A 13,039-nucleotide genomic window follows, 5' to 3' on the forward strand; every position below is an offset into this window, starting at 1 on the left:
CTGGGCCCGGTCGATCCGGCGATCGACGGCGAATACTGAATCTGGAGCAAGAGTCTGAGATTGATCGCGGTCTGCCTCTGCCAATTGGGCTACCGCGGCGTGTAATTGAGTGCCGCGGGGAGGGCTCGAACCTCCACTGGAACCGCGCAGTCACGACAAGCTTCAGTTTCAGCTTGCGCTCCTCGCGCACCCCGGCCGCAAAGGACCGGGGATTCTCTGAGATTACCCGAAGAGGTAACCGAACACGGCGTCCCCGACCCGCTGGTCGACGACGTCCACGCCGTTCGCCTCCTCACGGGCGAACTTCACGGCCTGCTGCAACTTCTCGACCCGGTCGAGGAGTTCATTGACCCGCCGCGCCGGAAGCGCACCGGAGAACTTCACGGTGGTCCAGTATCCGATGGGAATGTCCTCGTAGTAGACCTCGACCTGAGCGGGGTGCTTCTCGGTCGCCTCGGCCTTCACATGGTTGCGGGGGACCTTCTTCGTACGAAGGGTCCGCACCGGCTCGGTCTTCCAGGAGTCCGTGGAAGGGTCCTGCACCCACCCCTCGGAGGCGTCGAGCACGGGCAACTTCCGTACGAACGTGTTGAGATCGACGAGCTGCTTCTCCAGGAAGAGCAGGTACGACACCGGCACGTCGGCGACGAGCACCCGCCCGTCCACCTTCACGTCCGCGCGTGCGGCGCAGTTGGCCCAGTCCTTGGTGGCGGTCACATCGAAGAGCCGCGTCAGCGTCGCCGCGGTCTCCCGCAACACGTCCTCGGCCTTCACCTGCACCCGGGTCGACTCGGGCGGCAACTGCTCGCCCTCCTCGTCCTTCGGCTGGTAGGTACGGGAGATACCGGCCAGCAACGCGGGCTTCTGCAGCCCGTGGTGAGCGGCCGTCAGGTCCTGGTGCGCCTTGGACTTGACGCCTTTCTCTACTGCGATGATCTGATTGAGTTTCGCCACGTCAGGGACGGTAGCAGCGACAACGGTCGCATTTCGAAGGATTATTCGCGTCCGGCCGCCGACATGAGCGTGGAAGTATTCCCACATGGCGCAACCCGCGCCTGTCCACGACCGCCGTCCAGGCATACCTTCACGGCATGACCTGGCACAGGGTTCTGCCCTATTGGGGCCTCGCCACCCTGGTCGTGGCAATCACCGCCTGGGTGTCGACCGACATCGGCCCGATCGGCCTGACCGTTCTCTTCGGGCTCAGCCTCTTCTGGTTCCTCTTCCAGGCTCCGGTCCCCTGCGGCGCCAAGATCCGCAAGGAGGGCCAGACCTGCCGGAACAACGCCCGTGGTCTGCCGCGCGGTTGCCACTACGAGCAGCACAAGTGGCAGCGCGTCCGCTCTCTCGCCGTACGGCCGAGCCTGCGTCGGACAGGGCGTGAGCTCTTTCCGGACAAGAAGACGGGCCTGGCGACGCTCGGCACGGTCGTCGCGCTCGTCTGCACGCTGACGACGACCGTGTGGCTGGTGCTGGGGAAGGGCAGCGGCTGACTGATCACGCGGCGACGAGCAGTGCCTCCGCCTCGGCGACGGCCGCGGTCAGCTCCTCAGGATCGACGCTCAACTTCCTTACGACCGCGTCGATGTCCCGTAGCCCCGCCCGCTCCAGCAACCGCTTCTCGTTGGTCACCCATTCCCCCCGCGCCGCCAGCACACCGTGGGCCGACTGGACCGCGGCCGTGGCGACGGCGCCGGCGACCTCGGTGACGCGTCCGGCGGGGGCATGCGCGGCCTTGGCGTAGGCGAGAGTGGCGCGGGCGGTACCCAGCCAGCGCTCGGGGGCGGCCTGGCGCAGCTTCTCCGGGTATACCGCCGGGCGCGCCAACTCTCCGCGCAGCACTCGGTTGATCGCCAGCTCCGCCACCACCAGGTAGCTGGGGATGCCGGCCAGATGGAACATCAGTGGCTCCACCCGGAAGCGTCCCTCCTCCGCCTCCGTCAACTCGTGCTCCACGACGTCGAGATCGCGGTAGTGCACGTCGACGCGTCGCCCGTCGATCGTCAGCCACGCGCCGCCGTTGAACACGCCGCCACCCCAGCCACCGACCTCAGACACCTCGCCCTCCCAGCCGACGGCACGCAGGTCGGCTGGGTCGAAGACACCCCGGTAGTAGACGGCCAGGTCCCAGTCACTGTCGGGCCTGTGTGTTCCCTGAGCTCGGGAGCCGCCGAGGGCCACTGCCTGGACCGTGGGGAGCGCGGCGAGGCGGTCGGCGGTGGCGTCGAGGAAGACGGAGTCAGGGAGGGCGGGGTCGGGGAGGGCGGGCACGTCGGTCCCTTCAACGAGTCGGGTGGGTTCTGGAAGCCGCCGGGAGCGTACGCGGGCACCGGCCGCACGGCGACATATTTATCCGAGCCGCCACTCCCCTCGGCCGGATCGGCCATGGCGGAATGGGCCAGGTCCATCTCGGGGAGTCCCCGGGCGGGGAGCCGGCGGCCGTCAAGGTCATCAAGCCCTCGGTGGTCGACTACGAGACCGGCTGCGTTTCGCTCAGGAGATCGAGGTCCTCAAGACCATCTGGGGTCCGCGGTCGCCGCGTTCCTCGACGCGGACGCCGAGGCCGAGCAGCCGTGGCTCGCCACGGAGATCCCCGTTCGCACCACCAGACGATCGGCCGCGGCTTCCTCGGCTCGCGCGCCGAGCTGCTACGCCTCAACACGGCAGCCCTGCATGTCCGCTACCAGCCCAGTCCCGGACGCATCCACTTCCGGCTGATCACGGAAGCGGGCAGGATCCGCGTCGGGTATGCCGGCCGGAGCGGCCGGCCGACGGGGTGCCGCGCAGGGCGCGATGAACGTCGTGGCCTCTCGGTCACAGTGGGCCCAAGTACTCCGCAACGAAACGGCCGACCGCCGTCAGCGGCGGCAAAGTGTCCGGATCCATCACAGTGGCACTGACAAAGAGAACGACCCCCGCCGTGGCGTGTACGACAAACGCCAGGAACACAGCGACATCCGACCAGCCCTGCGCCTGTGTCAGAACGACGAACAGGGTGGCAGAAATCAGCAGGCTGATCACCACGACGCTCACATCGAATCCGACGCTCCACACGACCGCTGGGGGCTTCTCCGCCGAGTGAATGAGGTGAATCGCGGATCCCGCGATCGGCAGCGGAAGCGCGATGGCGAAGTAGCCCACGACGCCCACGAGCCTGACCCGGAGGGTGCGGGGCTCCCCCCGGGGACGTACTGAACGCCTTCGCGCCGGACGACTTGCCGCGCCGTCGGCTTCGATCCCGCCCGTGGCCGACTCGGCGCCCTCCTCCGTGACGCCGCTCTCCACGGCCTCCCCCACCAGGACGGTCGGTTGACCATCCGCTCCGCGCGACTGCACCTCGTCGCTCAGCAACCGCAGTTCGTCCCGGACTGCCCCCAGCTGAAGCTCCGCCTGTTCCATGAGCTGGGCGAACTGCTCTGTCTCCTGGTCCTCCCCCACCACCTCGGATGACGGGATCGGCACACTTGTGGTGCTTTCCCGCTCCGCGGCCCGGCGTTGAAGCGCCAGCTCCTGCTGTGCCTGGGCCAGGTGGACCTCGGCCTGCGCTCGTGCCTCCTCCGCCTCGCGCATCACCCGCTGGGCCCGCATGACGCGCAGCTCGGCGTCCTTCAACCGTCCGGCGAACTCGGTCTGGGCCTCGGCCCGTCCTTCGGCCCTCGCCCTCTCGACCTGTTCTTCCAACTCCGCGCAACGGGCCGCCCATTCTCCCACCGTGCGGGTCAGCACCTGGACCACGCCGTCGGCACGCTCGCGTGCCTCGTGCGCGGCCTGTCCCCGGGCTTCCGGCGTGATGTAGATGTGCGTCACATGCTGGTCCCGGCCGGACTGATACACCTGGCCGTTCTCCGACGCGCGTGCCCAGGCATCAGCTTTTCCGCGGCCGTCGCCGCCCCGGTTCTCCAGTCCGCTCATCGCTCGGTGATGTGCTGGTCCCGGGCCGACTGGTAGATACGGCTGCTGCCGTCGGCCCGTGCCTGCATGTGTACGCCTCCGGTGATCGCCTGACCGCCCGAGCCCTCACTCAGCCGGTCCAGCAGCCTTTGCAGCTCATCGGCCGCTTCGGGATGCTCTCCGAGCAGTCCGGCGAACCGTCCGATCCAGTGGCCTTCGAGGCGGTTCGCGGTCTCCGGGCTGTCGCCTTCCAACGCGGCGAGCCGGGAGGCCTCAAGCTCCCGCTCCACGTCACCGGCGGCCTCCGGACGGAATCTGCGCCAGACCGCCACCACCCCGTCACGTGCCTGCTGCCAGCCCTCGCCGACAAAAAGAGTGACGACGGTCGTCCCTGCCGTCCCGGCCAAGGTGAGGAGAAACGGATCCATGGATGCCCCCGAGCTTCCGGATTCCACCACGCCGAGTCACCTGCTCCGACCCAGCGGTGTCGACAGAGCGCGACGGACACCCTATCCCAACCCTCATACCCCACTGATGAGTTACCGACTCGCCTGCCACCCGAACAGCGATCACCCCTCACCCACCGCATCCGACATCCTGGCGGGCAACGACCTCCAGTCCTCCACACCCGCCTGGACCAGCTTCTTGACCCGCTCCTTCCCCTCAGCTTTGAGCACGTCGCGCAGACAGGCGCAGTCGGTGAGGTCCCGGTTTCCCACAAGGCAGACGTAGATCCCGGCGATCTGCAGACCGCGTGCCGCGGCGGCGAGTTGGGCGTCCCAAGGGAGGGGAATGCGACGTGCGAGCTCTTGGGCGAAGACCCGCTCGATGCGAGGGCGACTCAGCAGCCCCAGAAGGCCGCCGGCCGTCCGGGCCACGGCGTCGTGCAGCTGTTCCTTGCCCTTGAGGATGGCCCGCGCCAGTTCCGCGAGGTCGTCACATCCCTTCCTTCGGTGTTTCTTGACGAGCGCCTTCCAGGTCGCATCAGAGACGTAAGCGGAGGCGCGGTCCGCGATGGCCGCTGCGCCACCGTCCTTAAGGGTGTCCGCGCAGAAGCCGGCTACTTCTTCCAGGCGGCGGCGCTCACGCGATGGCGGTGGGGGTGCGGGGGTCGCGCGTCGCGGACGAGAAACCGTCGCCACCCGTGGCGTCCTACGCCTGGGTGTGCTTCGACGGGTACGGGCGGGTGCTGGTCGAGGTGCGCGCCCCGACCGACGGGAGCGCGGGGGTGAAGTCACTCGCCCCGCCGGTAGACCTACGTGAAAACGGCAGCGTACGTCCGGGCCCGAGACCCGGTTCTTGCACAGCCTGCCGTCGGGCTTCTGGGCACGGCATCGGTACACCATTCCGTGAGTGTCTCCGGACCGAACAAGCCCGAAAACAGGGCCGATTCGGCCAGGCAGCTGGTCATGCCGCGTGACGCCGGGAGTGCAGCGTTCCCGTCGTCGGCGACTACCCCGCAGCGATGAGCTGGTTCATCACAAAGTTCATGTGCTGAAGGTGCCCGACCTTGATCCAAGTCTCCGCATTCCCTGAGCCCTTGGAGCCCTCTCCCTGGGCGCACTCGTGCAACCAGTCCTCGCCGTCGCCGTAGTCGGCGCCGCGGAACGCTTCGGACTCCGTGATCCAGCGCGCCATGGCCCGGACACGGTCGACGCGCTCGTTGCCCCGGGTGGGGACCCGGCCGATCATGAAACCGTCCGGCGCCGTGTAGCGCATCACGCCCCACGGAGGGCCTGGCGCCCGTACATGGGGAATGTTCGCGCTGAACGCATGCTCGACCGAATAGTCCCCATAGACCACGGTTCTCGGGAACTCGGGTCGGGCCGCACGCACCGCCCCGTAGACGTGCCGGTCATGGCGCTGGGCGACGTAGGCGGTTTCGGCGCCCGGGAGGTCGTGCACGCGGGGAAAGGCGCCGGACGTCAGAACGACCGTACGCCAGGGGGCCGGCGCACCCAGCACATCGAGAGCCGCGATGGCCGTCTTGCCCGACTCCGCGGCGTCCGGGACTGCTCCGAGGTCGAGGATCAGGTCGACCGCCGACGGGGGGAGGCACAGCCGGTTGATCAGGCTCAGCAGCTCTGCCGCGCGGAGTTCGTCCGGTGGGGCGTCGACCAGGAGGCGTATGCCCATGCCTCGGCCGCTCAGGAAGGCGAGATCGGCGGCGTAGCGCTGGAGTTGTGGGTCCCGTTCGGGGCCGGTCACCAGCCTCAGTCGACTGCGGGTCATCAGCCGCCACAGGCTCGCCGCGGATCCGTGGATGCTGCCTTCGACATGAGTGGCGTCCACCCAGCCGAACCTGCCGTCCATGGCCTCGATCAGCTGGTCCGTACGCAGAGTGAGCCAGCGGTCGAGTGCGCTCTGGTCGCTGTCCCAGTCCGGCGAGGACGGCTCGCCCCGGGTGCGCTCCCGACCGGAGTGCGGGACGAGCGTCCACAAGGGCGCGATCCGTCGCCGTAATCGGAAGTCCAGTTGCGCATAGGCGTTCCAGGCGTCTCGCCGCATCGGCAGAACAGGCATGTAGATCGGCTCGACCATCGCGGCTCCCCCTAGACCCCGCTGAATCGCCGTATCGCCCCTGGTCGAAGGGTGCAGCGGGACTCTCTGTGACGAAAGAGCGCGATTCGGCCATGGCCTGGCCCGCTCATGTGAGCCGGCATTCGGCAGACGCTGTCAGGGGCCCGCTATACGGTTGACCTGGACAACAACCCGGGGGCGAAGGAGTACGTCGCGAGGCCCACCCTGGCCGCCGCGCAGCTGCTCGGCGGTCTGACCCCATACCTCACGACGACCTACGCGCTCACAGACGGGCACACCCGCCGCTACACGGTCCCGTGACACCCCTGCGATCTTCTGGCAGTCGACGGAGTGGACATGAAGGCGCCCGGCTCGCGGCTTGGACGACGTGACACGCGTCCGCGGATCACACCCGAAGTCCCGCCGGACAGACAGTCGTCGACTCCCACCGACTGAACTCGCTTTCGGATTGGGGCTCGACGCGCCAACAAACCCTCTCCACATCGCCGTGGCATCCGAACCGGTCGTCCCCCAAGCCGACTTGCCCTACTGTGGGTACCCAGGAGAGTGATCATGGCATTCAGGCAGCGCAAGCGGCGTCGACCGAGCGGTCCGACGCAGGTCACGGCCAGGCTGGCGATCCCGTTCGTCGGTGACATCACCGGCACCTGGGAACCGGCCGACGCGGAGCGCAGCGCGGCCTGGGAGTTGTACCTGGAGCTCGTCACCCGCGTGTCGGTCGAGGAGCTCGATCCCGAAGAAGGCTTCCTGCGCGAAGCGCTGTCGTCCCTCTACTCCTTCTTCCAGACCACCCGCGAGATCCTGCGCCGCTACGGCCCCGAGGTCGCCCCTCCCCTGGCCCCCGGCCACGTCAGCTTCGGCGTCCTCGCCGTCACGGTCCTCAACCGCGTACTGCGTCCGCTGCTCGCCACCTGGCATCCGCGGCTGACGGCGTACGAGTCCCAACGGCCGGAAGGGCAGGACCCGGTGGCGTGGGAGCAGCAGTGGGAGCATGCGGACGCACTCCGCGAGCGCATCGGCGAGGTACGCCGAACCCTCGTCTCGCTGGCGCGAACCCTCCAGGAGGTGGCGGACGTCAGCGACCTGATCAACCTCCCGGCACCACGCTCCCCGATGGCGGCCACCCCCACGGGACCGCTTCAGCCCTGAGAGCACCCGGGACTGAAGCGGCTCTCGCCGGCGAGCAGGTCGCTCACCCCTACGACGGTCAGGCCTCCCACAGATCGCGATGCCGGTGGCGGGTCGGCGGATGGTCCAGACCCTCGGCCCACGACAGCAGCTCGCCCGAAGGAGCCGCCCGCAGGTGCCGTCGGGCAGCCGTGCGGAAGCCCTGGAGGGCGGCCCTGGCCTGACGCTCGTAGGGGCTGTACCGGCGTTCGTTCACGGCGCGGGAGTACGTGTACGAGGTGAAGCTCCGCCTGGCGAACCTCGGCGCCGGACGGCGGCCCTCGCGCGCGGAACGGGCCAACTCTGCTCCGGAATAGCGGAGTTCGGTGACGGTATGGCCCGTCCAAGGGCCGTGCAGGCCGAGCGGCCAGCGTGCGGGCAGGGTGCGGCGGCTGTTGGGGACGTGATGAACGGTGCGTGACATGGCAGACCTTCCGCGGCCCACCGGAGTGTCCGGTGCGGCGCTAGAAGTCCGCCGCGGTGAAACGTCCCAGATGTTTGTCGCGCATGGCGTGAGGCTGACACCCACGGGGCCGCGCTGTCGAGTGGTTATCCACAGGCCCCGTCCGTCGTGGGCCATTGTCAGTGGGTCGCGCTTCAATGGGATACGTCGTCACAGAGAGTCATGGCAGAAGGTCATGACAGAAAGTCATGGAGTGCCATCACGGGGGAGGCAGCGATGACGGTTCGCGGGGAGTACGAGGAGGACGGGCGACGGTATGTCTCCCTGGCCGGCCTGCGGCTGCGGGGGTGGACGACCGGGGGCCTGGTGCACCGGCTGCTCGGGCCACCGGACCGACTGAGCGTCGATCCGCGCGCCCGCGCCGCGCCGCCGGTGCGGCTCTACCGACTCGAGCGGGTGGAGGCGGCCGAGCAGAGCCATGAGTTCCGGTCCGGCCGGAGAGCTACGGCCGGACCGGTCCGGCCTGCGAGAGACGGCGACGCGGCGGAGAGGGAGGAGTCGTGAGGTGGAGAAGCCGCCGGGAGGAAAATCGGGTGGCGGCCCGGGAGAGCGGCTTGGATGATCGCGAGGTTGTCCGTCGCGTCGCCCGTCCAGCACTGGAGTCCTCGTGATCCGCCGTGTCACCTCCCCGGCCCTCTTCCCACCGCCCACCTACTCCCACGCCTCCGTGGTGGAGGCCGGCACGAAGCTCGCGTTCCTCGCCGGTTCCGTACCGCTCGACGCCGAGGGCAGGATCGTCGGCGAGGGGGACCCGGTGCGGCAGGCGGAGCAGGTGCTGGCGAACCTTCAGGAGCAACTGCGGGCGATCGGCAGCGACTTGGCGCACGTCCTGTACACCGACGTGTACGTCGTGAGCAGTGAGACCTCGGTGCTCTCCGCCGTCTGGGAGGTCGTGGAGGCGTCCGGACTCAGCACGGGGCCGCACTCCTCGACGCTGCTCGGGGTGGCCTGCCTCGGGTACTCCGGGCAACTGGTGGAGATCACAGCGACGGCCGTGGTCCCGGAGGAGGCGCGATGAAGACCGGATCGGGAGGGGTCACGCTGCGCCGCGCCACCGCCCCTGACGCCGCGGCGGCGGCCGACGTCTGGCTGCGTTCCTTCGACGCCGCGCTGCCGACGGTCGTCCGACCGCGCTCCGACGACGAGGTACGGGACTACTTCCGAGAGGTGGTCGTGCCGCTGCGGGAGACCTGGGTCGCGGACGCGGACGGGATCGTCGGGGTGATGGTGCTGAACGACGACCTCCTCTCCCAGCTCTATCTCGCCCCCGACTGGCGCGGCCGCGGCCTCGGCGACCGCTTCGTCACCCTCGCGAAGGAACGCAGCCCACAAGGCCTGCACCTGTGGACCTTCCAGGTCAACAAGCCCGCCCACCGCTTCTACGAGCGGCACGGCTTCGTCGCCGTCGAGCGCACGGACGGCAGTGGCAACGAGGAGCGGGAGCCGGACGTGCGATACGTCTGGCGGCCGTAGGACAGGGGCGGCTTCAGGCACGGGCGTTGCGGGCCAACTCCAGTGCGTACGACGGCCACCACTGGCCTGCCGGTGGGCCGCCCCGGCACGTTCCGTCCGACTCGCCGGGCCGTTTGATCCACAGGTAGGCGTCGAGGAGTGGGTTGCCGGTGTCCGTCGTCGGCGGCTCGCCGAGGGCGCGGCCGGGTGGGTTGCACCAGGACTCGGCGTCGGCCTCGGTGTACGGGCCGTTGCCGTTGCGGCTGGTGTCGATGACGTAGTGCTTGCCGCCGAGGTACTGCGACAGTTCGTCCCCGTACGTCGAACTGGCCTGGTTCGTCTGGAAGTTGGAGACGTTGAGCGCGACGCCGTCGGCCCCGGCGACGCCCGATGCGCGCAGGGCGGTGACCAGGCGCCAGGCCTCCGGGATCCAGCCGGAGTTCCCGGCGTCGAGGTACACCCGGGTGTGCGGGCTGCGGGTGAAGCGGTCGACGGCGTAGGCGAGCAGGGCGTGGCGGTCGCTCGCCACCACTCCGGCGCAGCCGGCCACGGCCTGGGCGACGGCGTCCGGTTCGACGATCACGTAGGCGCCCCGGTCGCCCAGGGCGGCGGCGAACTCGTCGACCCAGGCACGGTAGGCGGCGGCGCTCGGGGCACCGCCGCTGGAGTACTGGCCGCAGTCACGGTGGGGGATGTAGTAGGCCACCAGTACGGCGACGCTGCCGGCCTGCGCGGCTGCCGTGGTGCGGGCGCGGACCAGGGGGCCGGGGCCGGGTCCGTGCAGCCACTCCGCCTGGGGCCGTGCGGCGATCCGGTCCATCAGCGCGGCGTCCACGGCCCGCCCTTCGCGCCGCCACTCGGCCGCCTGCTGAGCGGCCCGGGAGTCGGGGTCGGTCCAGAACGGCTCGGGCAGGTCACTCGACGCACCCGTGCAGCACAGGCCGGTGAGCAGGGCGGCGAGGAGTGTGCGGGCCGTCGCTCCGGATCTTCGGGAGGCCCGGACCGTGGACAGCCAGGTCAACACCATGGGGCGACTCCGTTCCCGCCGTGAGGCGACTCGTCCTGACGGGAGTCTCCGACCGCACCACCCCCGACCGAACGCACCACCGGACAGGTCGCCCCAGGATCACCCTGACGGCGGCCGAAGCCGGGCGGAAGCCGAAGCCGGGCCGAGGCCGAAGTCGTGCGGCGGCCGAAGCCGGGCGGACCCCGAGCCGGACGGCGACCGCCACGAGCCACTCACGCCACCCGTCTCGCCTCAGACCCCTCGCCCCAGCCCCACATCTCTCACCTCACTCCCTCTCGCCCCACCCCCTCCCCTCACTCCACCCCTCTCCCCCAAGCCCTCCCCTTAGGCAGCGGCTGCGCATATCCGCCCGCCTTGCTGGTCCGCAGCCCCAGCCCCACCAGTGACTCGGCGAGCTTCACGGCGGCGCCCACCCCGTCGACCACCGGCAGCCCGAGCTTCTCGCCGACCACCCGCTGGAGCCCGGTCATCCCGGCGCAACCCAGCACCAGCACCTCGGCACCGGCGGCGCGGGCCCGTTCGGCGGCCGTGAGGAACGCCGCCTCGGTGCGGTCCGTGTCGCCGAGGTCGAGGACGCTCAGGCCGGTGCCGACGACGGCGGCGCAGTTCCGGCCCACGCCCGCCAGCTCCAGGCTGTCCTCGATCTGGCCGCACGAGCGCTCCAGGGTGGTGACCACCCCGTACCGCCTGCCCAGCAGACACGCCAGATGGGCCGCCGCCTCGGTGATGTCGACGACGGGGACGTCCAGCAGCTCCCGGACGCCCTCCCGGCCGTGCTCACCGAAGCCCGCCATGACGACGGCGTCGTAGTCGGGACCCTCGTAGGTGCGCAGGAGGTCGATGACCGCGGCCGCCGAGAGGTAGCTGTCGAGCCAGCCCTCGGCCGACTCGGGCCCCCACCTCGGCGTCAGCCCGGTCACGGTGGTGCCCGGGCCTGCGGCGGCCCGGGCACCTCGTACGATCTCCTCGGTCATCTCCTGCGTGGTGTTGCAGTTGGTGACGACGATCCGCACTCCGATCAGACCTCCACCGCTTCGGGAGCCGTTCGCTCGCTCCGGCACAGGACCGCGTACAGGCCGGCCGCCAGGGCGGTGCCGATGAACCAGGAGTACGGGGCCACGTCGCTGAACGTCTTCACCAGGGCCAGGACCGCCGAGACGCCCGCCGCCGGCAGGAACGCCCACAGGGCCTTGGGGTTGACGCCCTTGCGGTAGTAGTAGCGGGAGCCGGGCGTGGCGTCGAACAGTTCGTTCACGTTCACGCGGCCCTTCTTGACCCAGTAGTAGTCGAGCATGATCACGCCGAACAACGGGCCCAGGAAGGCGCCGAGGCCGCCGAGGAAGTAGTTGACGACCGTGGGGTTGGAGAAGAGGTTCCAGGGGGTCACCAGCAGCGCGGCGACCGTGCTGATCATGCCGCCGACCTTGAAAGTGATCTTCTGCGGCCAGACGTTGGCGAGGTCGTACGCCGGGGAGACGAAGTTGGCGACGATGTTGACGCCCATGGTGGCGATGGCGAAGGTCAGTGCGCCGAGGACGAGGATCCAGGTGTTGCCGACCTTGGCGACCAGCTCCGCCGGGTCGGTGATGGCCTCGCCGAACACCTCCAGGGAACCGGCCGTGACGATCACCGAGACGACCACGAAGGCGGTGGAGTTGATGGGCAGGCCCCAGAAGTTGCCGCGGCGGACCGTCTTGTAGTCCGGGGCGAAGCGCGAGAAGTCGCAGAAGTTGAGCATCAGCGTGCCGTACGTGGCGAGGATCAGCCCGATCGCGCCGAACCACTGCCGCCACTGCTCGCCGACGGAGACCGGGTGCGGCGTGGAAGTGAGGGAGATGGTCCAACCGGCCTTCGAAAGCACCCACACCGCCAGCGCGATCATCACGATCCAGATCGCGGGTCCGCAGAAGTCCTGGAACTTCCGTACCGACTCCATGCCCTGGCTGATGATCAGCGCCTGGATCAGCCACAGCGAGAGGAAGGAGACCCAGCCCAGCGCGTCCAGTCCGAGGAAGGAGCTGTGGGTCCAGGACTCCAGGCCCGGCCAGGCGGCCAGCAGCATCACGTTCACGGCCACGGAGGCCAGGTAGGTCTGGATGCCGTACCACATGATGGCGATCACGGCCCGGATGAGGGCCGGGATGTTCGCGCCCCAGACGCCGAAGCTGATGCGGCTGATGACGGGGAACGGCACACCGTGGCGCTGGCCGATCTTGCCCATCCAGTTCATGCCGACGTAGATGATCACGAAGCCGACGAGCAGCGAGGTGAAGACCTGCCACACGTTCATGCCGAGGACGAGCAGGCCCGCCGCGAACGTGTAGTTGCCCAGGTTGTGGACGTCGGACATCCACATGGCGAAGAGGTCGAAGACCTTCCAGTTCCGCTTGTCGGCGGGCGCGAGGTCTTCGTTGGTGAGGCGGGGATCGGGGACGAACGCTGGCGCGCCGGTGGCTTCGGCGTGGTCGGCAAGGGACACGGGGGCCTCCAGGAACGGG

At 69.4% G+C, this 13,039-nt stretch carries 15 protein-coding genes; 5 read left to right on the forward strand and 10 right to left on the reverse strand.

The annotated features are described in order from the left end of the window. Positions 1 to 222 precede the first annotated feature (222 nt). A complete protein-coding gene (locus ABKA17_RS33650) occupies positions 223 to 954 on the reverse strand; it encodes a DUF7873 family protein (RefSeq protein WP_171145679.1) in 732 nt (243 codons plus the stop codon). A 137-nt stretch (positions 955 to 1,091) separates the two neighbouring features. On the opposite strand from ABKA17_RS33650, the gene ABKA17_RS33655 reads away from it, so the two are divergent. Next, positions 1,092 to 1,493: a hypothetical protein gene (locus tag ABKA17_RS33655; protein WP_353696105.1), complete on the forward strand. Its 402-nt coding sequence runs from the start codon at positions 1,092 to 1,094 to the stop codon at positions 1,491 to 1,493. 4 nt (positions 1,494 to 1,497) lie between these two features. Here the strand turns inward: ABKA17_RS33655 and ABKA17_RS33660 are convergent, their stop codons facing one another. From ABKA17_RS33660 to ABKA17_RS33680, 5 genes are all read right to left on the reverse strand, one after another. Further along, positions 1,498 to 2,271 carry a nucleotidyltransferase domain-containing protein gene (locus ABKA17_RS33660; RefSeq protein WP_353696106.1) on the reverse strand — a complete coding sequence of 258 codons (774 nt, stop codon included), beginning with the start codon at positions 2,269 to 2,271 and terminating at the stop codon, positions 1,498 to 1,500. Between the two features lie 543 nt (positions 2,272 to 2,814). Beyond that, a complete protein-coding gene (locus tag ABKA17_RS33665; RefSeq protein ID WP_353696107.1) occupies positions 2,815 to 3,912 on the reverse strand; it encodes a hypothetical protein in 1,098 nt (365 codons plus the stop codon). Continuing rightward, complete coding sequence (locus ABKA17_RS33670; protein WP_353696108.1) at positions 3,909 to 4,319, reverse strand: hypothetical protein; 411 nt, start codon at positions 4,317 to 4,319, stop codon at positions 3,909 to 3,911. Before ABKA17_RS33670 ends, ABKA17_RS33665 begins: the two co-directional genes overlap by 4 nt. A gap of 141 nt (positions 4,320 to 4,460) precedes the next feature. Continuing rightward, positions 4,461 to 5,033, reverse strand: coding sequence for a hypothetical protein (locus tag ABKA17_RS33675; RefSeq protein ID WP_353696109.1), 573 nt, complete (start codon positions 5,031 to 5,033; stop codon positions 4,461 to 4,463). Positions 5,034 to 5,343: 310 nt separating this feature from the next. Further along, on the reverse strand, positions 5,344 to 6,432 hold the full coding sequence (locus tag ABKA17_RS33680; RefSeq protein ID WP_353696110.1) for a beta family protein: 1,089 nt from the start codon (positions 6,430 to 6,432) through the stop codon (positions 5,344 to 5,346). 552 nt (positions 6,433 to 6,984) lie between these two features. On the opposite strand from ABKA17_RS33680, the gene ABKA17_RS33685 reads away from it, so the two are divergent. Beyond that, entirely contained in the window at positions 6,985 to 7,581 is a 597-nt protein-coding gene (locus ABKA17_RS33685; RefSeq protein ID WP_353696111.1) for a hypothetical protein, read from the forward strand. Positions 7,582 to 7,639: 58 nt separating this feature from the next. Here ABKA17_RS33685 and ABKA17_RS33690 read toward each other — a convergent pair whose 3' ends face one another. After that, positions 7,640 to 8,023, reverse strand: a complete 384-nt coding sequence (locus tag ABKA17_RS33690) for a hypothetical protein (protein ID WP_353696112.1) — start codon at positions 8,021 to 8,023, stop codon at positions 7,640 to 7,642. A gap of 255 nt (positions 8,024 to 8,278) precedes the next feature. Here ABKA17_RS33690 and ABKA17_RS33695 point away from each other — a divergent pair, with 255 nt between their 5' ends. The 3 genes from ABKA17_RS33695 (at position 8,279) to ABKA17_RS33705 (ending at position 9,535) form a co-directional block, all read left to right on the forward strand. After that, the gene (locus tag ABKA17_RS33695) at positions 8,279 to 8,566 is read left to right on the forward strand and encodes a hypothetical protein (protein ID WP_353696113.1); all 288 of its coding nucleotides are present in this window, start codon (positions 8,279 to 8,281) and stop codon (positions 8,564 to 8,566) included. 103 nt (positions 8,567 to 8,669) lie between these two features. After that, complete coding sequence (locus ABKA17_RS33700; RefSeq protein ID WP_353696114.1) at positions 8,670 to 9,080, forward strand: RidA family protein; 411 nt, start codon at positions 8,670 to 8,672, stop codon at positions 9,078 to 9,080. Next, the gene (locus ABKA17_RS33705) at positions 9,077 to 9,535 is read left to right on the forward strand and encodes a GNAT family N-acetyltransferase (protein WP_353696115.1); all 459 of its coding nucleotides are present in this window, start codon (positions 9,077 to 9,079) and stop codon (positions 9,533 to 9,535) included. The genes ABKA17_RS33700 and ABKA17_RS33705 overlap by 4 nt, the downstream gene beginning before the upstream one ends. A gap of 13 nt (positions 9,536 to 9,548) precedes the next feature. Here the strand turns inward: ABKA17_RS33705 and ABKA17_RS33710 are convergent, their stop codons facing one another. From ABKA17_RS33710 to ABKA17_RS33720, 3 genes are all read right to left on the reverse strand, one after another. Continuing rightward, positions 9,549 to 10,541, reverse strand: a complete 993-nt coding sequence (locus tag ABKA17_RS33710) for a glycoside hydrolase family 6 protein (protein ID WP_353696116.1) — start codon at positions 10,539 to 10,541, stop codon at positions 9,549 to 9,551. A 293-nt stretch (positions 10,542 to 10,834) separates the two neighbouring features. After that, positions 10,835 to 11,554 carry an aspartate/glutamate racemase family protein gene (locus ABKA17_RS33715; protein WP_353696117.1) on the reverse strand — a complete coding sequence of 240 codons (720 nt, stop codon included), beginning with the start codon at positions 11,552 to 11,554 and terminating at the stop codon, positions 10,835 to 10,837. Positions 11,555 to 11,559: 5 nt separating this feature from the next. Then, positions 11,560 to 13,020, reverse strand: coding sequence for an NCS1 family nucleobase:cation symporter-1 (locus tag ABKA17_RS33720; protein WP_353696118.1), 1,461 nt, complete (start codon positions 13,018 to 13,020; stop codon positions 11,560 to 11,562). Positions 13,021 to 13,039 lie beyond the last annotated feature (19 nt).

Source organism: Streptomyces sp. RG80, assembly GCF_040446465.1.
Taxonomy (GTDB): Bacteria; Actinomycetota; Actinomycetes; order Streptomycetales; family Streptomycetaceae; genus Streptomyces.